Origin of the sequence: Streptomyces sp. NPDC024017 (assembly GCF_040638895.1) — a bacterium.
In the GTDB taxonomy this organism is placed as follows: domain Bacteria; phylum Actinomycetota; class Actinomycetes; order Streptomycetales; family Streptomycetaceae; genus Streptomyces.
The window spans coordinates 409492-431902 of sequence record NZ_JBEZYZ010000006.1 but is presented as its reverse complement, the minus strand read 5'-3'; the positions used below and the strand labels follow the sequence as shown (position 1 = coordinate 431902).

General features: G+C 72.3%; 15 protein-coding genes and 1 pseudogene. 9 read left to right on the top strand and 7 right to left on the bottom strand.

Features of this window, described 5'->3' with window-relative positions:
• The first annotated feature begins 40 nt into the window (after nucleotides 1-40).
• Nucleotides 41-643, top strand: coding sequence for a TetR/AcrR family transcriptional regulator (locus tag AB0G20_RS19085; protein WP_361303547.1), 603 nt, complete (start codon nucleotides 41-43; stop codon nucleotides 641-643).
• A 61-nt stretch (nucleotides 644-704) separates the two neighbouring features.
• A pseudogene (locus AB0G20_RS19080) lies at nucleotides 705-1010 on the top strand (SDR family NAD(P)-dependent oxidoreductase); the annotation flags it as partial.
• Nucleotides 1011-1331: 321 nt separating this feature from the next.
• Here the strand turns inward: AB0G20_RS19080 and mfd are convergent.
• Nucleotides 1332-4865, bottom strand: a complete 3534-nt coding sequence (mfd, locus tag AB0G20_RS19075; RefSeq protein ID WP_361303544.1) for a transcription-repair coupling factor — start codon at nucleotides 4863-4865, stop codon at nucleotides 1332-1334.
• Nucleotides 4866-5110: 245 nt separating this feature from the next.
• Between mfd and AB0G20_RS19070 the strand changes: the two genes are divergently transcribed.
• Nucleotides 5111-6550 carry a DUF2079 domain-containing protein gene (locus AB0G20_RS19070; protein ID WP_361303541.1) on the top strand — a complete coding sequence of 480 codons (1440 nt, stop codon included), beginning with the start codon at nucleotides 5111-5113 and terminating at the stop codon, nucleotides 6548-6550.
• Between the two features lie 184 nt (nucleotides 6551-6734).
• On the opposite strand, the gene AB0G20_RS19065 is transcribed toward AB0G20_RS19070, so the two are convergent.
• Entirely contained in the window at nucleotides 6735-9314 is a 2580-nt protein-coding gene (locus tag AB0G20_RS19065; RefSeq protein WP_361303538.1) for an FtsX-like permease family protein, read from the bottom strand.
• Nucleotides 9311-10099, bottom strand: a complete 789-nt coding sequence (locus tag AB0G20_RS19060) for an ABC transporter ATP-binding protein (protein ID WP_361303535.1) — start codon at nucleotides 10097-10099, stop codon at nucleotides 9311-9313. The genes AB0G20_RS19065 and AB0G20_RS19060 overlap by 4 nt, the downstream gene beginning before the upstream one ends.
• A gap of 472 nt (nucleotides 10100-10571) precedes the next feature.
• On the opposite strand from AB0G20_RS19060, the gene AB0G20_RS19055 reads away from it, so the two are divergent.
• The 4 genes from AB0G20_RS19055 (at nucleotide 10572) to AB0G20_RS19040 (ending at nucleotide 14830) form a co-directional block, all read left to right on the top strand.
• Nucleotides 10572-12065, top strand: coding sequence for an MFS transporter (locus AB0G20_RS19055; RefSeq protein WP_361303532.1), 1494 nt, complete (start codon nucleotides 10572-10574; stop codon nucleotides 12063-12065).
• A 20-nt stretch (nucleotides 12066-12085) separates the two neighbouring features.
• Nucleotides 12086-12610 (top strand): GNAT family N-acetyltransferase, encoded by a 525-nt coding sequence (locus AB0G20_RS19050; protein ID WP_361303527.1) that lies wholly within the window; start codon nucleotides 12086-12088, stop codon nucleotides 12608-12610.
• A 160-nt stretch (nucleotides 12611-12770) separates the two neighbouring features.
• Entirely contained in the window at nucleotides 12771-13220 is a 450-nt protein-coding gene (locus tag AB0G20_RS19045; protein WP_361303524.1) for a DUF485 domain-containing protein, read from the top strand.
• Nucleotides 13217-14830, top strand: coding sequence for a cation acetate symporter (locus AB0G20_RS19040; RefSeq protein ID WP_361303521.1), 1614 nt, complete (start codon nucleotides 13217-13219; stop codon nucleotides 14828-14830). The genes AB0G20_RS19045 and AB0G20_RS19040 overlap by 4 nt, the downstream gene beginning before the upstream one ends.
• Nucleotides 14831-15111: 281 nt before the next feature.
• On the opposite strand, the gene AB0G20_RS19035 is transcribed toward AB0G20_RS19040, so the two are convergent.
• The 4 genes from AB0G20_RS19035 to AB0G20_RS19020 form a co-directional block, all read right to left on the bottom strand.
• A complete protein-coding gene (locus AB0G20_RS19035) occupies nucleotides 15112-15999 on the bottom strand; it encodes a cellulose-binding protein (RefSeq protein ID WP_361303518.1) in 888 nt (295 codons plus the stop codon).
• A 142-nt stretch (nucleotides 16000-16141) separates the two neighbouring features.
• Nucleotides 16142-16603: a carboxymuconolactone decarboxylase family protein gene (locus AB0G20_RS19030; protein WP_361303515.1), complete on the bottom strand. Its 462-nt coding sequence runs from the start codon at nucleotides 16601-16603 to the stop codon at nucleotides 16142-16144.
• A 173-nt stretch (nucleotides 16604-16776) separates the two neighbouring features.
• Nucleotides 16777-19881, bottom strand: a complete 3105-nt coding sequence (locus AB0G20_RS19025) for an SUKH-4 family immunity protein (RefSeq protein ID WP_361303512.1) — start codon at nucleotides 19879-19881, stop codon at nucleotides 16777-16779.
• Nucleotides 19882-19889: 8 nt separating this feature from the next.
• Nucleotides 19890-20894, bottom strand: coding sequence for an SMI1/KNR4 family protein (locus tag AB0G20_RS19020; RefSeq protein WP_361303509.1), 1005 nt, complete (start codon nucleotides 20892-20894; stop codon nucleotides 19890-19892).
• Nucleotides 20895-21294: 400 nt separating this feature from the next.
• Between AB0G20_RS19020 and AB0G20_RS19015 the strand changes: the two genes are divergently transcribed.
• Together AB0G20_RS19015 and AB0G20_RS19010 are read left to right on the top strand one after the other, a co-directional pair.
• Nucleotides 21295-21825, top strand: a complete 531-nt coding sequence (locus AB0G20_RS19015; protein ID WP_361303506.1) for a YwqJ-related putative deaminase — start codon at nucleotides 21295-21297, stop codon at nucleotides 21823-21825.
• Between the two features lie 84 nt (nucleotides 21826-21909).
• Nucleotides 21910-22404 (top strand): SUKH-3 domain-containing protein, encoded by a 495-nt coding sequence (locus AB0G20_RS19010; RefSeq protein ID WP_361303503.1) that lies wholly within the window; start codon nucleotides 21910-21912, stop codon nucleotides 22402-22404.
• Nucleotides 22405-22411: the final 7 nt, after the last annotated feature.

The window sequence follows — 22411 nt, the reverse complement described above, 5'->3', positions numbered from 1 at the left end:
CCAACTTGTCAATGACAAGATTCGGCGTACGCTCCTGACCATGAGCTCCAGCAAGGCATCAGCGAACGAAAAGGGCCCCGCGAACCGCCCGTACCACCACGGTGATCTGCGCCGTGCCATCCTCGGCGCCGCCCTCGACGTCATCGCGGCGGACGGTCCGGCCGCGCTGAGTCTGCGCGACCTCGCCCGCCGCGCCGGTGTCTCGCACGCCGCGCCGGCCCACCACTTCAAGGACCGGGCGGGGCTGCTCACGGCGATCGCCGCCGAGGGCTTCGGACTGCTCGCGACCACGCTCAGGGAGGCGGCGGACCTGAAGGAGGCGGGCGTGCGGTACGTGCGTTTCGCGCGCGAGCATCCGGCGCACTTCCAGGTGATGTTCGCGCCCGAGCTGCTGCGCGGCGGCGACCTGGAACTGACCACCGCCCGAGCCCTCGCCTCGGACGCCCTGCGCGACGCCGTCGCCGCCGTGCCGCCGGAGGGCCGCGGCACCGACGCCCGTCTCGCCGGTGTCGCCGCCTGGTCCCTGGCCCATGGCTTCGCCACGCTGCTGCTCAGCCACAACCTCGACGGCCCGGTGGGCGACCAGGACCCCGAGGAGGTGTTCCGCCGGCTGGCGGCGATGCTGTTCCGCCCCGCCGACTAGCGGACCCGGGTGTGGCGCGCGCTTGACCTTGACACTGACGTCAGGGTCGGACGATCCCCGCATGACATCCCCGTATGCGAAGACCAGGCCGCAGAACGCGCGGACGGCCCCGCGCACCGTGCTCGTCACCGGCGCCAGTACCGGCATAGGCCGTGCCACCGCGCACGCCTTCGCCGACGAGGGCGCACACGTCGTGGCGGTGGGCCGCCGCGAGGCTCCGCTCGTCGAGACCGCCGGCCACGCCCCCTCCCGGATCAGCCCGCTCGTAGCCGACATCACGGCCGCCGACGGCCCCGAGACCGTCGTCCGTACGGCACTCGACCGGCACGGCCGTATCGACGTGCTGGTGAACAACGCGGGGATCGTCACGACCCAGTCGCGTGATGTCACGGCCGGGCCCGCCTCCGAGAAGGGGCTGCGGGTGGCCGCCGACCGTCTCGCCGTGCTGGAGGCCCGTATCGCGGCGCAGGTCGCTGTCCGCGACCGGCTGGCGGCAGCGCTGCGTCAGGCCGGCGGCACCGCACCCGCACGACCGGCGGCCCTGCACCAGGCCACCGGTGCACACGTACGACCGGTGGCCTGACGGAGCCTCAGCGGAACCGGGGCGTCAGCCTCGCCCCGGCCCCCGGGGTGAGGCCTCGGCGCGGCCCCGGGGTGAGGCGTCGGCGCCGCCCCGTTCGCCGATGCCTCAGGAGCCCAGAACCGAGGTGAGGAACTCCCCCACCCACGCCAGCAGTTCCCGTCCGACCAGCGGCTTCCCGCCCACCTTCGCGGTCTTCGGGCGCGGCACCAGCACCTGGTGCACCGCCGGCTTGATGACGACCCCGGGGTACAGCCGCTTGACCCGCAGTTCCTGCGACTCGCGCAACTCCACCGGCGCGAACCGGATGTTGTTGCCCTGCAGCACGATCTCGCCGACGCCGCACGCGCGGGCGAACATGCGCAGGCCCGCGACGAGCAGCAGGTTCTCCACGGGCTCGGGCAGCTTGCCGTAGCGGTCGACGAGTTCCTCGCGGACCGCCTTGATGTCCTCCTCCGAGTTGGCGGAGGCGATGGCGCGGTACGCCTGGAGCCTGAGCCGCTCGCCCGGCGCGTAGTCGTGCGGGACGTGCGCGTCGACGGGCAGCTCGATCTTGACCTCGAGCGGCGGCTCCTCCTCGATCTCGCCGGTCTCCAGCTGGCGCCGGTAGTCGGCCACGGCCTCGCCGACCATGCGCACGTACAGGTCGAAGCCGACGCCCGCGATGTGGCCGGACTGCTCGCCGCCGAGGAGGTTGCCCGCGCCGCGGATCTCCAGGTCCTTCATGGCCACGTACATACCGGCGCCCATCTCCGTGTGCTGGGCGATCGTCGCGAGCCGCTCGTGCGCGGTCTCGGTCAGCGGCTTCTCCGGCGGATAGAGGAAGTAGGCGTAGCCGCGCTCGCGGCCACGGCCCACCCGGCCGCGCAGCTGGTGCAGCTGGCTGAGCCCGAAGTTGTCGCCGCGCTCCACGATCAGGGTGTTGGCGTTGGAGATGTCGATGCCGGACTCCACGATCGTGGTGGACACCAGCACGTCGAACTTCTTCTCCCAGAAGTCGACGACGACCTGCTCCAGCGCCGACTCCGACATCTGCCCGTGGGCGGTGGCGATGCGCGCCTCGGGGACGATCTCGCGCAGCCGGCCCGCCGCGCGGTCGATCGACTCGACGCGGTTGTGGATGTAGAAGACCTGGCCCTCGCGCAGCAGTTCACGGCGGATGGCGGCGCCGATCTGCCTCTCCTCGTAGGGGCCGACGAAGGTGAGCACCGGGTGGCGCTCCTCCGGCGGGGTGGTGATCGTCGACATCTCGCGGATGCCGGTGACCGCCATCTCCAGCGTCCTGGGGATCGGGGTCGCCGACATCGTCAGCACGTCGACGTTCGCCCGCAGCTTCTTCAGCTGCTCCTTGTGCTCGACGCCGAAGCGCTGCTCCTCGTCGACGATGACCAGGCCCAGATCCTTGAACTTCGTCTCGGACGAGAACAGCCGGTGCGTGCCGATGACGATGTCGACCGAGCCCTCGCGCAGGCCCTCCAGGACCGCCTTGGCCTCGGTGTCCGTCTGGAAGCGGGACAGGGCCTTCACGTTGACCGGGAACTGCGCGTACCGCTCGCTGAACGTCCCGAAGTGCTGCTGCACCAGCAGGGTCGTGGGCACCAGGACGGCCACCTGCTTGCCGTCCTGGACGGCCTTGAAGGCGGCGCGGACCGCGATCTCGGTCTTGCCGTAGCCGACGTCGCCGCAGATCAGGCGGTCCATCGGGACCGTCTTCTCCATGTCCTCCTTGACCTCGGCAATGGTGGTGAGCTGGTCGGGCGTCTCCGCGTAGGGGAAGGCGTCCTCCAGTTCGCGCTGCCAGGGGGTGTCCGCCCCGAAGGCGTGCCCGGGGGCGGCCATGCGGGCGCTGTACAGCTTGATGAGGTCGGCGGCGATCTCCTTGACCGCCTTCTTCGCGCGGGCCTTCGTCTTCGTCCAGTCGGCGCCGCCCAGGCGGTGCAGGGTGGGGGCCTCGCCGCCGACGTACTTGGTGATCTGCTCCAGCTGGTCGGTGGGGATGTAGAGGCGGTCGCCGGGCTGGCCGCGCTTGGCGGGGGCGTACTCGACGACCAGGTACTCGCGGGTGGCGCCCTGCACGGTGCGCTGCACCATCTCGATGTAGCGGCCCACGCCGTGCTGCTCGTGGACGATGTAGTCGCCCGGCTCCAGAGTGAGCGGGTCGATGGTCTTGCGGCGGCGGGCCGGCATCCGGGCGCCCTCGCGGCCGGACGCCTTCTGGCCGGTCAGGTCGGTCTCGGTCAGGACGGCGAGTCTGAGGGCCGCGTCGACGAAGCCGTGCTCGATCGAGCCGCACGCCACGTGCACGACGGACGGGGAGATCTCGGCGAGGTCGGAGTCGAGGCGGGCCGCGATGCCCTCGCCGCCCAGCACCTCGACCGTACGGGCGGCCGGGCCGTGGCCCTCGGTGACGTACACCGCGCGCCAGCCGTCGGCGAGCCAGCCCTTGGTGTCGGCGAGGGCCTTGGCGGTGTCGCCGCGGTAGGTCTCCGGGGCACGCATGCCGAGCTTGAGGGTGTCCCTGTCCAGTTCCTCGTCCGCGGCGAACGGCGACACTGACCACCACATCATGTCCAGCTCGCGGGCCCGGTCCCGGACGTCCGCGATGGACCACAGGGAGGCCGCGCCGACGTCGATGGGCGCCTCGCCGCCACCGGCGGTGGCCGCCCAGGAGGCCTGCAGGAACTCCTGCGAGGTGGCCACGAGGTCCGACGCGCGCGTGCGGACCCGCTCCGGGTCGCACACGACGGCCATGGCGCCCTTGGGCAGGACGTCGAGCAGCAGCTCCATGTCGTCGACGAGGACCGGCGCGAGGGACTCCATGCCCTCCACCGCGATGCCCTCGGCGATCTTGCCGAGCAGCTCACCGAGCTCCGGGTGCTGTTCGGCCAGGGCACGCGCGCGCGTGCGGACGTCCTCGGTCAGCAGCAGCTCGCGGCACGGCGGCGCCCACAGGCCGTGCTCGGCGACTTCGAGGGAGCGCTGGTCGGCGACCTTGAAGTAGCGGATCTCCTCGACGTCGTCGCCCCAGAACTCGACGCGCAGGGGGTGTTCCTCGGTGGGCGGGAACACGTCGAGGATGCCGCCGCGCACGGCGAACTCGCCGCGCTTCTCGACGAGCTCCACGCGCGCGTACGCCGCGGCCGCGAGGGCACTGACGATCTCCCCCAGATCGGCGCTCTGCCCCGACTTCAGGGAGACCGGCTCCAGGTCGCCGAGGCCCTTGACCTGCGGCTGGAGCACGGAGCGGACAGGCGCCACGACGACCGATACCGGACCGGTCTCGGGGTCGTCGGGGCGAGGATGGGCCAGGCGGCGCAGCACGGCCAGGCGGCGGCCGACGGTGTCGCTGCGGGGGCTGAGCCGCTCGTGCGGGAGCGTCTCCCAGGACGGGTACTCCACGACCTCCTCGGCCGGGAGGAGGGAGCGCAGGGCCGCGGCCAGGTCCTCCGCCTCACGGCCGGTCGCCGTGACCGCCAGCACCGGGCGGCCCGTGTCACGGGCCAGGGCGGCGACCGCGAAGGGGCGGGCCGCAGGGGGGCCGACCAGGTCGACGTGCATGCGGTTGCCGTCTGCGGCCGCCCTGATCGCTTCCGCGAGGGCGGCGTCCTTGACTACGGCGTCGAGCAGACCGTGCAGGCTCATGGGGGCTTTTTCCGTCCAGAGGTGGGCAACACGACGGGCCCGACGCGCGCCGCGGGCCGGGGGGTCTCCAGCGTACGACGATGCGCGCCCGCGCGGCGGGCCTGTGGATAACGCCCGTTCTCCGCGGGGCGGACCCTGGATTCATCCGCCCGACCTTCACAACATCATCCCCACCCGCTGATTTCGCCCCGGCATGATCGGTCGGACGCCGCTTCCGGCCGCTCACCGCACCCCTAAGGCACGGCATGCCTGCCCCCACCCTCCAGGTCTCGCAACCTCACATACCGGCGCCGGTCGCCCACCCCCCGGGTGACCGGCGCCCCGGCCGCGCGCGAGGGGAGCCCTGGGTCCTCGCGGCAGCCCTCTTCATCGGCTACGCGGTCGTCTCCGTGGGCCGTTACCGGCACATGGCCACCCTCTCCTGGGACCTGGGCATCTTCGAGCAGGTCGTGCGCGCCTACGCACAGCTGCGGGCGCCGGTGTCCGACCTCAAGGGGCCGGGGTTCGACATCCTCGGTGACCACTTCAGCCCGGTGACCGCCCTGCTCGCGCCGCTGTACCGGCTCTTCCCGTCGCCGGTCACGCTGCTGGTCGCGCAGGCCGTGCTCTTCGCGCTGTCCGCCGTTCCGGTCACACGGGCCGCCGCCCGGCTCCTGGGCCGTCGCCGCGGGCTCGCGCTCGGTCTCGGGTACGGACTGTCCTGGGGCGTCCAGCGCGCGGTCGACTTCGACTTCCACGAGATCTGCTTCGCCGTCCCGCTGATCGCCTTCTCCCTGGAGGCGCTCCTCGCGCGGCGCCCCCGCGCGGCCCTGTGGTGGGCGCTTCCCCTGGTGCTGGTCAAGGAGGACCTGGGGCTGACGCTGGCCGCGATCGCGCTCGTCGTCGCCTGGCGGGCGCGCGGCTCGTCGCCGCGGACGGTTCCTCACGCGCTCGGCGTCGCGGTGTTCGGCGCGGCGGCGACGGTACTCGTCCTGACGGTGGTCATCCCGTCGTTCAACACCTCGGGCGGCTACGACTACTGGAACAAGGTCAGCGACGCGGGCAGCCCCTTCGACGGCGCCGGCATCAAGCTCCGCACGCTCGCCTGGCTGCTGATCCCCACCACGGGCCTGCTCGCCCTGCGCTCCCCGCTGCTGCTGGTCGCCCTGCCGACGCTCGGCTGGCGTTTCCTCTCCGGTGACGAGCACTACTGGGGCACCGACTGGCACTACAGCGCGGTCCTGATGCCGGTGGTCTTCCTCGCCCTCGCCGACGCGCTCCCGGCGGTCCGCCGCAGCACGCGCGCGTGGCTGCGTTCCTACGCCGCTCAGGTGCCGGCCGCGGTCGTCGCGGCGGCACTGGCGCTGACCACGTCGCTGCCGCTGGCGCAGCTCACCGAGGCCGAGGTCTACCGCAAGCCCGCCGCGGTTTCCGAGGTGGAACGGCTGCTGGCGCGGATTCCCGACGATGCCACCGTCGAGGCCGACATCGGCCCGATCAGCCGCCTCGCCTCGCGCTGCCGGGTCTTCTGGCTCGGCGACACCCGGCACGTCACCCCGCGGTACATCGCCCTGGAGAACATCGGCGACGAGTACCGCGACCCCGTGGGCTACGCCCGCAAGCTGCACCCCCTCGCCGAGTACGCCGTCGCGGGCGAGGCGGGCGGGTACGTGGTTCTCGAGCGGCGGAGGGCGGCCGGGGGCTGACCCGCCGGGTGCGGCCTGGGGGCTGACGCGCCGGGTGCGGCCCGGGGCGCGACCGTCCCCTGCAGAGCCACCCGGCACCCACACCACCCACCACGAACCGCCGGGCCCGCCCCGGAGGTGGAGACCTCCGGGGCGGGCCCATCCCCCGCAACCCCCGTGTGCGGTGGTATTCGGGTGGCTACGGCTACTCCGTCGCGATCGCGTTCAGGACGTTCATCCGGCCCGCCCGGAACGCCGGGATCAGTGCCGCGAACAGGCCCACGAACGCCGAGCCGATGAAGACGCCGATGATCGTCGGCCAGGGGATGTCCAGGACCATCAGGCCCTCCAGGGCGAGCAGCTTCTGCGCCGTCGCGCCCCAGCCCATGCCCAGTCCGAGGCCCAGCAGGGCACCGAAGAGCGCGATGACGACCGACTCCAAGCGGATCATGCGGCGCAGCTGGCGGCGGGAGAGGCCGATGGCCCGCATCAGGCCGATCTCCCTGGTGCGCTCCACCACCGACAGGGCCAGGGTGTTCACCACGCCCAGGATGGCCACGATGATCGCCAGGGCCAGCAGGCCGTAGATCATGTTGAGCAGCTGGCCGATCTGGTCCTTCAGGGCGTCCTTGTAGTCGGTCTGGTCGCGCACGACGTACTGCGGGTAGTCGTGCAGCGCCGACTTCAGGGACTTGTAGGCGGCGTCCTGCTGCCCTTCCTTGGCGCTGGCGAAGACCAGCGAGTCCAGCGGCATCTTGTCGGCCGGGACGTACTTGGCCATCGTCGAGATGGACGTGTACATCGCGCCCGCGTCGATCACGACGTCGCTGCTGGTGATCGCCCGGACCGTCAGGTCGGCCGCGGAACCGTCCTTGAAGGCGACCTTGATCTTGGACCCGAGGCTGATGCCGTGGTCCTTGGCGAACTTCTCGTGGACCGACATCGAATCGGGCTTGTAGGCGTCGGGGAGCTTGCCGGCGACGGTCTCGGTGCGCAGGTCGGTCGCGTACGACGGGTCGGCCGCCGTGATCGCCGTGTCCTTGAGCGTCTTGCCGTCGGGGGTGGTGAAGTCGGCCTTGGTCCACTTGTACTGCGTGACGTGCTCCAGGTCCGGAGACGACTTCACGGCCTTGACCGCCTGCGGGGTGACCAGCTGGCCGCTGTCGGACTGGATGATGAAGTCCGTGCCGACGGTCTTGTCGAGCTGGTCGGTGGCGGACGCCACCATGGAGGAGCCGACCACGGACAGGCACGCCACCAGGGCGAGGCCGATCATCAGCGCGGCGCCCGTCGCACCGGTGCGGCGCGGGTTGCGCAGGGCGTTGCGCTCGGCCATGCGCCCCACGGGGCCGAACATCCGCAGCAGGACGGCGCCGAGGACGCGGACCACGCCGCCGGCGAGCAGCGGGCCGATGACGACGAAGCCGATCAGCGACAGCACCACGCCGAGGCCGAGCCAGAGCGAGCCCTCCTTGGCCTTGTCGGCCTCGGCCGCCAGGTACAGGCCGAAGACGCCGGCGCCGGTGAGGACCGTGCCGATCGCGGCGCGGATCCAGCCGGCCTTGGCGTCCGCGGGGGCGCCCGCGTCGCGCAGGGCCGCCATCGGGGAGATCTTGCCGGCGCGCCGGGCGGGCAGGTAGGCGGCCAGGACGGTGACGATCACGCCGAGGAGGAGGCCGACCACGGGGGTGGTCCAGGCCACGGTGAGGTCGTCGGTGGACAGCTCCATGCCCATCTGGCCCATGAGCTTCATCAGGCCGACGGCGAGACCGACGCCCGCTCCTACGCCGAGCACCGATCCGACGAGGCCGAGCAGCAGCGCCTCGGCCAGCACGGAGCGGTTGACCTGCTTGCGGGAGGAGCCGATCGCCCGCATCAGGCCGATCTCCCGGGTGCGCTGGGCGACCAGCATGGAGAAGGTGTTGATGATGAGGAAGATGCCGACGAGGAAGGCGATCCCGGCGAAGCCGAGCATCGCGTACTTCATGACGTTCATGAAGCCCGCGACGTCCTTCTGGCCGGCGTCGGCGGTCTCCTTGGCCGTCTTCACCTGGAAGCCGGCGCCGAGTTCGGCCGTGACGTTCTTCTTCAGCTGTGCGTCGCTGACGCCGGCGGTCGCGGTCACGTTGACGTTGGTGTAGACGTCGCTCTCGCCGACCAGCGACTGCTGGGCGGTCCTGGTGTCGAGGTAGAAGATCGCGGCGCCGGGGTTGGTGACGGTGAAGTCGGCGATGCCGGAGATCTTCGCGGAGTGGGTGCCGATAGCGCTGATGACGCCGATCTCGTCGCCGAGCTTCAGGTCGTGCTTGTCGGCGGTGTCGGCGTCGACCATGATCTGGTCGGCGCTCTTGGGAGCCGCACCGGTGGTGATCTTCATGGTGCGGGCCTCGTTGGCGTTCCAGCTGCCGACGATGGTCGGGGCGCCGCTGGAGGGCGACAGGTTGTCCTTGTCGGCGTCGACGACGGTCACCGAGGTGGAGAACACCGAGCCCTCGGCGGACTTCACGCCCTGCACCTTGCGGACCTCGCCCAGCACGGAGGCCGGCATGACCGGCGGCTTGCCGTTGTCCGCGGTCGTCTCACCGCCGTCGGAGGCACCCTTGGCGCTCACCGTCACGTCCGAGGACGTGGCCGCGAAGAGCTTGTCGAAGGTGGTGGACATGGTGTCCGTGAAGACGAGCGTGCCGCAGACGAAGGCGACCGACAGCAGGACGGCGATCGCGGAGAGCGCCATCCGCCCCTTGTGCGCGAAGAAGTTGCGCATCGAGGTCTTCATGACGGTCATGACGTGCGCCCCCGGGCGTCGAAGTCCTTCATGCGGTCCAGGACGGCCTCGGCGGTCGGCTTGAACATCTCGTCGACGATGCGGCCGTCGGCGAGGTACAGCACACGGTCCGCGTAACTGGCGGCCACCGGGTCGTGGGTGACCATCACGATGGTCTGGCCCAGCTCGTCGACGGACCGGCGCAGGAAGCCGAGGACCTCGGCGCCGGCGCGCGAGTCGAGGTTTCCGGTCGGCTCGTCCCCGAAGATGATCTCGGGCCGGGCCGCCAGGGCCCGCGCCACGGCGACGCGTTGCTGCTGGCCGCCGGAGAGCTGGGTGGGCCGGTGCTTGAGGCGGTCGGCGAGCCCGACGGTCTCCACGACCCGCGTCAGCCACTGCTGGTCCGGCTTGCGGCCCGCGATGTCCATGGGCAGCGTGATGTTCTCGATGGCGTTCAGCGTCGGCAGCAGGTTGAACGCCTGGAAGATGAACCCGATCCGGTCCCGGCGCAGCCGCGTGAGCTTCTTGTCCTTCAGACCGGTGATCTCGGTCTCGTCGAGGTAGATCTGGCCGCTCGTCACGGTGTCGAGCCCGGCGAGGCAGTGCATGAGCGTGGACTTGCCGGACCCCGAGGGGCCCATGATCGCGGTGAACTGGCCGCGTGCGATGTCCACGTCGACGTGATCGAGAGCGACGACACGGGTCTCACCGGATCCGTACGCCTTCACGACCTGCCGCGCCCGCGCGGCTACGGCCGTACGCCCTCCAGTACCCCCGTGCCTGGGAATGGTCACAGCCGAAGTCACGGTATGTCTCCTATATCGGTCAGCAGATGGTGAAGGCGGTCGCCTGGTCGACAGCCGCTGTGCGTGGTGCCGGACCAGGAATCCGTCCGACGCGTTTCAAGTCTCGCGGCGGGGAGGGGTCCCGCGCCCTGGTGCTCAGCGCAGTCTTTTGCTGTGGAAAACCCCACCCCCGCCGGTGCGCCGAACCGCCCCCCGGCGGCGTAAAGCCAGGTTAAGGACGAGCCCCTGCCGGTCTCGTCCTCCGTCGGTACGAACCCTCCCCAGGTCGTAGTACGGAGGTACCCCTAGGGGCAGTCCACCGACGGGTGGAGACCGTCTCAGGGTTGGCTCCACCCGTCGGCCCGGTCAGGCTCCACCCTCCCGCTGCGTCAGGGTCAAGTGGGAAGCTGTCCGCGGCAGGTAGGTGCAAGGGGCAGACATACGACGGGACCCGTGGCGCGGGCGCGGCCGGGGCGAGGGGGAGGGACCCGGGGTGGGCAGCACCAATTCCGCGGCACGAGAGGCCGCACGTCCCGCCACGGCCGGGCGGCGGGGAGCCGTCGTCGCGGCGCTGATGCTCTCGATGGCGCTGGCGGCGCTCGACGCGACCATCGTCTCCACCGCCGTCCCGCAGATCGTCGGGGACCTCGGCGGCTTCTCCGTCTTCTCGTGGCTGTTCTCCGGCTATCTGCTGGCCGTGACCGTCACGCTGCCCCTGTACGGCAAGCTCTCCGACACCTTCGGCCGCAAACCGGTCCTCATAGCGGGGTCGGTGGTCTTCCTGCTCGGGTCCCTGTTGTGCGCGCTGGCCTGGAACATGGGTGCGCTCATCGCCTTCCGCATCGTGCAGGGCCTGGGCGGCGGCGCGCTCCAGGGCACGGTGCAGACGCTCGCCGCCGACCTGTACCCGCTGAAGGACCGCCCCAAGATCCAGTCGAAGCTGTCGACGGTGTGGGCGGTGTCCGCGGTCGCGGGCCCCGGTATCGGCGGGGTGCTCGCCGCGTACGCGGACTGGCGCTGGATCTTCCTGATCAATCTGCCGATCGGCGCGGTCGCGCTGTGGCTGATCGTCCGTCACCTCCACGAGCCGGAGCGGGAGGCCACCGCGCACGGGCGCGTGGACTGGGCGGGTGCGCTCGCGGTGTTCGCCTGCGGCGGCGTGCTGCTCACGGCCCTGGTGCAGGGCGGGGTGGCGTGGCCGTGGCTCTCGGCGCCCTCACTGGCCCTGTTCGGTGCGGGACTCGCCCTGGTCGCGGTCGTGGTGCTGGTGGAGCGCCGGGCGGCGGAGCCGATCATCCCGGGCTGGGTGTGGCGGCGCCGTACGATCGCCGCGGTCAATCTGGCCCTGGGCGCGCTGGGTCTGCTGATGGTCGCGCCGTCGGTCTTCCTGCCCACCTACGCCCAGTCGGTGCTGGGCCTCGCGCCCGTGGCGGCCGGATTCGTGCTGTCCGTCTGGACGTTGAGCTGGCCGGTGTCGGCGGCGCTGAGCCAGCACGTGTACCGCAGGATCGGTTTCCGCAACACGGCGATGCTGGGCATCGGCACGGCCTCACTGATCCTGTTCGCGTTCCCCTTCCTGCCCTACCCCGGGCAGGCGTGGCAGCCGGCGCTGCTGATGCTGCTGCTCGGCGCCGCGCTGGGCCTGTTCCAGTTGCCGCTCATCGTCGGTGTGCAGTCGACGGTGGGCTGGGCGGAGCGCGGTACGACGACCGCGTCCGTGCTGTTCTGCCGCCAGACCGGCCAGACGATCGGCGCGGCGGTGTTCGGCGCGGTCGCGAACGGGGTGCTGGCCGCGCGGCTCGGTGGTGCGGGCGACCTGGACTCGGTGACGCGGGCGCTCGACTCGGGCAGCGCGCCGGAGGCGACCCGGCGGGCCATCGCCGACGCGGTGCACGCGGTCTACCTGGGGGCGGCGGGCGCGGCGGCACTGGCGTTCCTGGTGCTGCTGTTCCTCGCTCCCCGGAAATTCCCGGTGCTGAAGGACTGACCGTCCGTATCCTCCCGCCCATGGTGACCTTGGAGCCCTTGCGGGCGGAACACGCGGACGCGTTGCTGGCCTTCGAGCGGGAGAACCGGGCGTATTTCGCCCGCACGGTGCCGGACCGCGGGGACGCCTTCTTCACGACGACGGGGTTCGCCGCACGCCTCCAGGCGCTCCTCGACGAGCAGCACGCGCGCGTGTGCCGCTTCCACGTAGTCCTCGGGGAGGACGGCGAGCTGATCGGCCGGGTCAACCTGATGGACCTGGTGGACGGCAGCGCCGAACTCGGCTACCGCGTCGGCGAACAGGCCGCCGGCCGGGGCGTGGCGACGGCCGCCGTCGCGCAGGTGTGCCGGCTGGCCGCCACCGACTACGGTCTGACGTCCCTCACCGCGGTCACCACCCTGGACAACCCGGCTTCCATGAGGGTCCTGACCCGCAGCGGCTTCACGCAGGTGGAGGACACGACCGTGGACGGCCGCCCCGGACTCCGTTATGTGCGCCGGAACTTGGCGTTCACACCACCCGCACCACCGGTGATTGCGGGTTAACGCGGGTAACACCCGAGGTCGGAGAGGTAAGCGCGTACCGACCGATCAGTTTGCAGAAACCCTCGCGCAGGACCCCTACTCCGAAGTAGCGTGCGTGGCTCCCGCCCCCCACCTCCCTGCGGCCCGCCGCACCGGATCCCACCTCGCAAGGAGCCCCGGGATGTCCTACGACCCGTCCCCGTCCTACCCGTACCGACCACCCGATCCGCCGTCGTCCTACGACCCGTACACGTACGACACCTACCCCTGGGCACCGCAGGAGGCGCCCGAACCGGCCGGACGGCGTCCCCAGCGCCACGCCGCGCTCGGACACCACAGCGACCTTCGCGTTCTGCGCAGCGCCTACCGCTGGCAGCGGCGCGTGGCCACGCTCACGGCGCTCGGCTACTTCGTCCTGTTCCTGCTCCTGTCGGCGTTCGCACCGTCGTTCATGACGAGCACCGTCACCGACGGCGTGCCCACCGGCCTGCTGCTCGCGCTCCTCCAGGTCCCCGTGACCTGGCTGGCGATCGCCCTGTACGAGCAGACGGCCCGCCGCCGCGTCGACCCGATCGCGGACCGGATACGCAAGCACGCCGAGCTGGACGCGAAGCGGGAGGGGGCACGGTGACCACCGATTTCAGCGGCAACGCCCAGACGATGTCCCTCGTCGGCTTCTCCGCCGTCGCCACGATCACGCTGCTGCTGTGCGTGATGACGGGCCCGGACCGGGACGACCTGGACGAGTTCTACACCGGCTACAGCTCGCTCTCGCCCATGCGCAACGGCCTGGCGATCGCCGGCGACTACATCTCCGCCGCGACCGTCCTCGGCACCGGCGGCGTCATCGCGCTGTTCGGCTACGACGGGATCGTGCTGGCGCTGAGCACGGCCCTGTCGCTGATGCTGCTGATGTTCCTGCTGGCCGAACCGCTGCGCAACGCGGGCCGGTTCACCATGGGCGACGCGCTGACCCGCCGGATGCCGGGACGCGGTGTCCGGATCGCGGCCTGTGCAGTGACCCTGGCGGCGCTGGTGCCGCTGATGGTGGTGCAGCTGGCCGGAACCGGGCAGCTGATGGCGTTCATCCTCGGCTTCTCCGGCGAGACGCTGCAGACGGGCTGCATCATCGGCGTGGGCGCGCTGATGATCAGTTACGCGGCGATCGGCGGGATGAAGGGCACCGCCCTCATCCAGATCCTGAAGATCGTGATGCTGCTCGGCTCCGGCATGGTGGTCGCCCTGCTGATCCTCAACCGGTTCGACTGGGACCCGGGGGCGCTGTTCGACGCGGCCGCCGCGAACAGCGGTGTGGGCTCGGCGTTCCTCTCCTCGGGCCTGCAGTTCGCGGACGGCCCCAGCCCCGACCTGGACATGATCACCGCGCAGCTGACGGTGGTCCTCGGCGGTGGCGTCCTGCCGCACGTCACCATGCGCATGTACACGGCCTCCAGCGCCCGGCAGGTGCGGCGTTCGATGTCCTGGGCGGTGTCGGGCGTGGCCCTGTTCGTGCTCGTCATCACGGTCGTCGGCTTCGGCGCGACCGCGCTGGTCGGGCGGGAGCTGATCGCGCAGGTCGACCCGCAGGGCAACACGGCGTATCTGCTGGGATCGCAGGCGGCGTTCGGGGCGGATGTGTCGTCGGCGGAGACGTTCCTGTTCACGACCGTCACCACGGCGGTGTTCCTCACGCTGCTCGCCTCCGTCGCCGGCATGATCCTGGCCTGCGCCAACTCCCTCGCCCACGACGTGTTCGCGGCCCGGGTACAGGAGATGTCGCCCCGCCGCGAGATGACCGTGGCACGGCTGTCGGCCCTGGCCGTGGGCGTCTCCGCGATCCTCCTGGCCACCCAGGTCCAGCACCGCAGTCTGCAACCGCTGGTGACGCTGTCGTTCTGCCTGGGTGCCTCGGCCATCGCGCCCGCGCTGGTCTACAGCCTGTTCTGGCGTCGCTACACGCGAACGGGCCTGCTCAGCACCCTCATCGGCGGCTCCCTGGCCGTCCTGCTGCTGATGCCGGGCACCAACCTGGTCTCCGGCTCACCCGTCTCGGCCTTCCCCGAAGCCGACTTCAACTGGTTCCCGTTCACCACCACGGGTCTGCTCTCCATCCCCCTGGGCTTCGCCTGCGGCTGGCTGGGCACGATCGCCTCCGGCCATCGGAAGTCGGAGGAGCAGCGCCACCAGTACGAGGCGGTGGAGGGCTGGATCCTGGCGGGCGCGGTACGCAGGGACCACTGACGCGAACGCGAACGGCACGGCAGCCGAGGGCGGCTTGCCGTGCCGCCGGGCGGGAGGTGTGCGCCTGCGCGGACTCGCGCGCTCAGGTCGCAAACACCGTCGGCATCGGCGCGCACCGCGAGCCGGAGAGCGACGTCATCCGTCGGCCCCGGCCGACCTTGCACGCTGCGCCGTCCCGTTCAGTGTCGCGTACGGGCGGCGGGGACAGCGGGCCCTGTGTCGTCCACCACCGGCAGCCTGTGTGCACCCGCCCTCGGCTCACTGCGCCGCCCGCCCTCGACTCACTCCGCCGCCACCCGTCCGGCCCAAGCCGTCAGGCTGGTGTGGACGTGGTCGATGTGGGCCCGGGCGTCGTCTCGTTGCCCGGCGTGTTCGCGCAGGATCCGGTCCGTCTCCTCCTCCACGCTCTCCGCCTGTTCGCGGGCCTGGGCGATCAGCTCCGCCGCATGGGCCTGGGCCTCTTCCTCCAGGTCGCGGGCGGAGTCCTCCGCGTCGGCGAAGGCCTGCTCGGCCTCGGACAGCGCCTCCTCGGCGCGCGTCACCGCCTCCTCGTCGCGCGCGTCCAGCGCCGCCTCCCGGGCGGCCTCCTCCCGCTCCGTCTCCGCCCATCGCTCGGCGCGTTCCTTGTCCTGCTCGGCCAGCATCCCGGAGGTGCGTTGTCGCATCTCCTGCAGCGCGGCCAGCGCCTCGCCCCGCTCTTCCTGCGTCTCGCGCCGGGCCGCGCCCCGGATCTCGTCGGCCTCGGCGTGCGCGGCGAGCAGCCGCTGCCGGGCACGTTCGTCGGCATCGGCGCGTAGGGCATCGGCGTACGCCTGCGCGGACTCGCGCACGCCGTCCGCGAACTCCCGCGCCCCGTCCACGCGTTGCCGCGCCGCCTGCCGCGCCCCCTCCCGTACGGCTGCGGCCTCCTCCTCGCCGAGTTCGAAGAGCCGCCGTGCCCGTTCTCCGAGCATCTCGTAGTTCTGCGGGGCCAGCCGGGCCACGGCCTCGTGCAGCCGCCCCAGTTCCTCGTCCATCTGCCGGGCGAGCACCGTCAGCCGGGCCGCCCTCTCCCAGGCCGCGTCCCGATCCGCGGAGAGGGCCTCGGCGTACTCGTCGACCTGCTCGGGACGGTAGCCGCGCCCCCGCACGGCCGTGAAGCCGTGCGGTGACACCGTCGCGCTGCTCATCCGGACCCCTCTCCACCACACCGCCGTGAAGTAGCGCTAGAAATGGGATGATTTCGCGCACATCTTGGTGGATCAGACGGAAGTGTTCATAACGCGACACTCCGCACAGAGGCCACGGGCCCACTGCCGGGCCGTACGGCCGTCAGCCCCAGGTGGTGCCCGCGGGCTCCTGGATGGTCGTGTTGATGCGGTTGAACATGTTGGTGACCGAGACGGTGAGGATCAGCGCGGAGAGCTCCTTCTCGTCGAAGTGGTCGGCCACCTCGTCCCACAGCGCGTCCGGCACCGACTCCCCGGAGAGGTCGGAAAGCCGCGTCATCGCCTCCGTCAGCTTCAGTGCGGCGCGCTCGGCGTCCGAGAAGAAGGGCGCGTGCCGCCAGGCGGCGACGGCCGCGATGCGCTCCTCGCTCACCCCTGCCTTGCGGAGGTTGGCGACGTGGCCGTGCACACAGGCCCCGCAGCCGTTGATCTGGCTGGCGCGCAGCCCGGCCATCTCCGCCACGTCCTGCGCCAGACCGGCCTCCCCGATCGCCTGGAAGAGGGTGCCGATGCCCTTCATCGCGCCGGAAAGGACATACGCCGGGTTCGTCATCCGTGCCTGCATGATCTCTGCCTCCTGGGTCGGCGGTTCGTCACTGTCACTGCACTGACGGAGCGGCGGCAGAAGGTGTGACAGCCCGGCCCGGATTTCTTCTCCCGGCCCGGGCACGAAGAAGCCGGGCCCGGTCGTACGAGCGACCCGAACCCGGCTCCTTGCGGCACGTCAGCGGCGAGGCGTCACAGCAGTCCGTCCCACATCTCCTCCAGCAGCACCGACCACCAGCTCTCCGGCGAGCCCAGCGCCGCCGGGTCGAGCGCGGCCAGCTGGGCCTGGAAGTCGACGGTCCAGCGGCCCGCCTGCTCCTGGTTCAGCCCGAACCGCAGCCGCCACATCCGCCCGAGCAGCGCCAGACAGCGCGCGAACTCCGGCAGCCCGGTGTTCACGAACTGCGGCGGCACGGGCGCCCCGCCCGGCCCGGCCTCCACCGGCACGGCGACGATGTTGGCCGTGCCGTACTGCACGCAGATCGCCTTGCCGAAGTCGCTGCCCATCACCAGATAGGAACCCGCGTCCGAGGCCGGCTGCACACCACGCTCGGCCGCCAGCTCCGCCAGCGTCGGAACCGGCCGCCCGGGCTGCGCCTGAGCCCAGAAGAACGGGCCCATGTCCATCGGCAGTCCGGCCGCCACCAGCGTGTGCGCCACCACCGGCGGCACACCCTGCCGTGACACGGCGGCCTGCTCGAACCGGAACACCCCCGGCCCGAACGCGGCCCCCAGCTCCTGCCCGATGGCCTCCGGCGGGATCGGCGGCACCGGCTGCACCGGCTGCAGCGGAGCGCGCACCGGAGCCGGACGCGCCGGGCCGTCCGCCACCTGGTGCAACTCGCCCTGGTGGGCCAGCAGCTGCTGCATGCCCTGCTGCCGGCTCGCGTGGTCCGTACCGTACGGCGCGATGCTCGTGATGCGCGCCTGCGGCCACTGCTCCCGGATCATCCGCGCGCAGTACGCACCCGGCAGCTCGCACGACTCCAGCTCGGTGTGCAGCTCCAGCACCTGGTCCGGGGGCACGTTCATGGCCCGCAGCTCGTGGAAGATCTGCCACTCCGGGTGCGGCGTACCCGGCGCCGAACGCCGGATCAGCTGCTGCTCGGAACCGTCCTGCGCGCGGTAGCGCAGCACGGCCTGGTAGCCGGGGCCGACGGTCGGCTGCCCGGTGGGCTGCTGCGGATAGCCGTACGCCGGCGGCTGCCCGGGGACGGGCTGGCCGGGCGGCGGCATCGCACCCGGGGGCATCGCGCCGGGCGGCATCGCACCCGGCACCGCGCCCTGCGGCATGGGTGACGGAGCACCGGGCACGCCAGGGGCGCCCGGGGCAGCGGGTGGTGCGCCGGGGGCCTGCGGCGGCGGAGGCACGCCGGGGCCGCCCGCCGGAGGCGCGGCCAGCATGGTCTCCGCGTGATGCACGGGACCCGGGCCGCCGGGGACACCCGGAGCACCGGGGGCACCGGGGGCACCGGGTGGATGCGGCGCGCCGGGCGGCTGCGGAGCACCCGGAGGCTGCGGCGCACCAGGCGGGTTCGGAGCGCCAGGTGCTCCCGGAGGCCCAGGCGGCTGCGGAGGCTGAGGCGCGCCCGGGCCCATCCGGCCGGGGTCGGCAAGCATCGTCGCGGCATGGTGCACACCACCCGGAGGCGTACCACCAGGAGCGCCAGGCGGCTGCGGCGCACCAGGCGGGTTCGAAGCACCAGGCGGGTTCGGAGCGCCAGGGGCCCCCGGAGGCTGCGGCGCATGCGGAGCACCCGGCGGTTGCTGCGGAGGCGGCGGCGTACCCGGCCCCTGCGGAGACCCGGCACCACCGGGACCCTCGGAACCCGGGCCTCCCGGACCCCCCAGCCCCTCGGGACCGAGCGCCGACACAAGCTGCGTAGGCACGTAACCGCCCGCCGGAGTCCCCGGAGCCCCGGGTCCCGACGGCGGGGGCGTGCCGCCCGGCCGCGCACCCGGCGCACCCGGAGCGCCCGGCGGAGGCGGGGTGGTCGGACCCGCGTTCCGCCCACGGCCGGGCGGCGGAGCCGCCTTGCTGGTCGCGGCGTCGGCGATGTCCCCGGCGTTGGGCGCGAGGCGCCGCTCGGGCACACCGGGCCCGGCCGGCGGCTGCGGCCCACCCACAGGACCGACAGCACCGGAAGGACCACCGGGACCGGCAGCCCCACCGCCCGCCCCCTGCGGATACCCGTACGTCGTCCCGCCCGGCCCGGCCGGAGGCGTGCTCCCCTGCGGACTCTGCGCGTTCTGAGAATTCTGCGGATAGCCGTACGGCTGACCGCCCGGCACAGGCGGAGGCGTACTGCCCTGCGGCACCCCACCGGGCGGCGTCCCCGGCACGCCGGGCGCGGTGGCCGGTCCCGAGGGATAGCCGTACCCCGGGCCGCCCGCAGGGCCGGAGCCCGGGGCGTTCGGGCCGTCCACCGCCGGTGTCACCGCCGTCGGCGGAAGCTGGCTGCCGCCCGACATCAGGGCCGTCTTGGCGTCGGGCGTCGCCGAGGGCGGCGGCGTGTCGCCGTCGGCCTCGCTCAGCGGCGGCGCGAAGACCGTCGCGGGCAGCGGCACGGAACGGTCGTCACCGGCATCGCCGTTGGTGTCCGTACCGGCCCAGGGCGTCGCCCCGGCGGGCACACCCGGCGCACCGGAAGCACCCGGATCGGCGGCCGAGCCACCGCCCGCCCCCGAGTCGCTCCCGCCCGCGGCCGGCCACGACGCACCACTCCCCGGCGCGACGGGCGCTCCCTGCGCCGGAGTCGCCGAGCCACCGGCCGACCCGGCGGCAGCGGAAGCCGGCCCACCGGCGGCAGCCGCACCAGCGGCAGAGGCCGGATCCCCGGCGGAAGCCGCGGAAGCCGAACCCGGCTCACCGGCAGCGGCCGACGCGGCACCAGCCCCCGCACCCGCACCCGCACCCCGACGATCCGGAATGCCCAGCTTGTCCGCCGCGTCCTGCAACCACTCCGGCGGAGTCAGCAGGAAGGACGTCTGATTCAGGTCCACCCGCGCGGCCGGCGCCGGCTCGTCCACCTCGTCCGGGCGGCCGTACTCCTCCTCGTACCGGCGGACCACCTCACCCACCGGCAGCCCGGGCCACAGCGTCGCCTCGCCGCTGTCCCGCGCGATCACCAGCCGCTGCGCACCGCCGTCCGACCGCGGCCCGTCGGCCCGGTCCTCGGCCCACACCACGAACCCGAGGTCGAACTCCCGCACCCGCACCTCACGATGCTGGTACGAGGGCAGATCCCCGTTGATCCACTCTTCCGCGCGCTCCTGCGCCTGCGCGAAGGTCACCATCGCCGACCTCACTCCCCCACAGCCGAGGACGACACCGCACCCACCGGCACCACACGCGCGAACCCGCCGTCCACCATCAGGTTCGCCACCGTCTCCAACTCCGGCGGATTGCCCGCCAGCCGCGACAGGAACACGTCGAAGTCGTCCCCGCACGGCAGCAGCAGCCGCTCCACCCGCTCCGCCGGCGGCACCGAGGGATCCACGTCCCGCGCGTCGTCGTACGCGCAGAACCACACCGAACCGATCCGCTCGCCCTTCACCTTCACGGCCAGCAGCCCGCCCTGGACGAACGAGATCCCCAGGTAGTCCTTGGTCAAATGGTCACGCAGACACTTGTTGACGTACACCAGGTCATTGACCGCAGCCTCGTCGCGCACCGTGAAGAACGGCTGGTCGACCAGCAGCCCCAGCTCCGCGTCCAGCGCGGCACCCACCGGCGCGCAGCCACCCGCCGCCTTCAGGAACGACCGGTACGCACCCGGCAACCGGTAGCCGAGGTCCTCCTCGACCCCCTGCACCTGCGACTCCGTCACCGCGACACCCGACTTCGGCAGCCCGAAGTGCGCCGGACGCGTCTCCTGCAGCGGCCGCGTGCCCCGCTTGGAGTGGTCGACGCCCGACGTCGCCACACCCCCGTGATGCCGCAGCAGCGCCTTCACCTCCACCGGGACCAGCTCCAGCCGCCGCGAGCCCACCACGTGGTGCCACGTCCAGCCGTGCGGCGTCGCCACCGCCGGCACCGTGTCCCACAGCTCGTGCCCGGACGCCGACAGCGCCGTGTTCGCCGACACGTAGTCCGTCAGCCGCAACTCGTCGACGCCGAAACCCTCCGGCGGCTCCGCGATCTCCGCGGCCGCGCGCGCGTAAGCCGAGAAGTCGGGGTAACCATGCTCGTCGACCCGTACCCCTCTCGGGTGACGGGCCGCCCGGACCGGATCCGGGAAATGCACGACCTGCCCGGCGTAGGCCGCGTTCGGCGGCGCGGCTTGCTGCCCGAGCCGACCTGTCGTCATGGCGGTTGCCCCCTGCGGCACTCTGTACGACCCGTATTGACCACCCTCGGCGCACTACGACCCGTATCGACTGTCACGTCCACTGTCTCGACTGCACTGCACCTCGGCGCACTTCACCGCGCCTCACTGCGCACGCACCGGCACCGCGGATCACCCTCCGGTTCACTGCATCGATCTCCGAACGGATCACCGCATCGCCCGCGGTGCGGACAGCCTATGCGGTACGACGACACCGGTCACCGGGCACCGGTCGGCACCCCCTCCGCCTCCGTGACCAGCCGTCACCCCACCGTGACGGCACACCCCGCTACGGGCGTGTCGCCGCGCCCCAGCTTCCGCACCAGCCACGGCATTTGGCAGTCTGTGACCTCCGGGGGGATGCACGGAGGGGAAGGCGATCATGAACGCGACGCAGACGGGACCACACACCGGCAGGTCCGCCGACCCACGAAACGGCGACCCCCGCATCGGCTGGAGCGCCACCGAAGCGGCCCACGCCCCCGTCCTCCGGCACCGCCGCGACGGCATCCTCCCCACCGTCGCCGCCGCCCTCTCCGTCCGCGGCGCCACCCTCACCGGCACCGCCGCCCGCGGCGACACACCCCCCGCCCTGCACCCCCTCGTCCAGGACTTCCTGGACACCCTCACCAGCGCCCAGCGCGACCGCTTCACCGGACGCTGCGCCGAAACCATCCTCATCTCCCGCCACCTCGCCGCCGCCGACACCGCCCGCAGCAAACGCGCCGCACGCAAACCCATGACCAACGGCGAAGCGCGCAAAGCCCTCAAGCAGGCCAAACTCACCGCCCGGCGCATCCGCGAGGACGGCGACCCCCTCCACGGCAGCTTCGCCACCCCCTGCCGCGCCTGCACCGCGCTCAGCGCCCACTTCGGCGTCCGGATAGTCGACCCGGCGTCCCAGAACGGCTGACGCCCCCTCCCCCCACCGCCCCGGCGCCAGGCACCCCGGCGCGCCCCTCACGCCACCCCATGACCTCGACGAGACGAAGGGCAGATGCACACCGACCGCACCTCCACCACCCGCTTCGCCGTACCCGTCGACGCCGCCCTGCGCGCCGCCGGCTGGCAACCCGGACGCTGGGACATCAAACAAGCCGAGATCTGGGCCGACGCCCTGCGCGACCACGCCTCCCCCGCGGGCCACCGCCACACCGTCTTCCCCGCCGCCGTCGAGGCCTGGGCCGAATTCGGCGGACTCCACATCACCCCCACCGGCCCCGGCCGCCAGGTCGCCCCCGCCACCCTCCACCTCGACCCGCTGCACGGCCTCCACATGGCCCGCACCCTCGGCGACCTCGGCCGCGCCCTCGGCACCGACGTCTGCCCCCTAGGCGCCGAAACCGACAGCCAGGCCCTCCTCGCCATCGACACCCACGGCCGCGTCTACACCCTCGACCACACCGGCGACTGGTACCTCGGCCCCGACATCGACCAGGCCCTCGCCACCCTCATCGCCGGCACCGAACCCCTACGCCTCACCACAGGCTGACCACGGC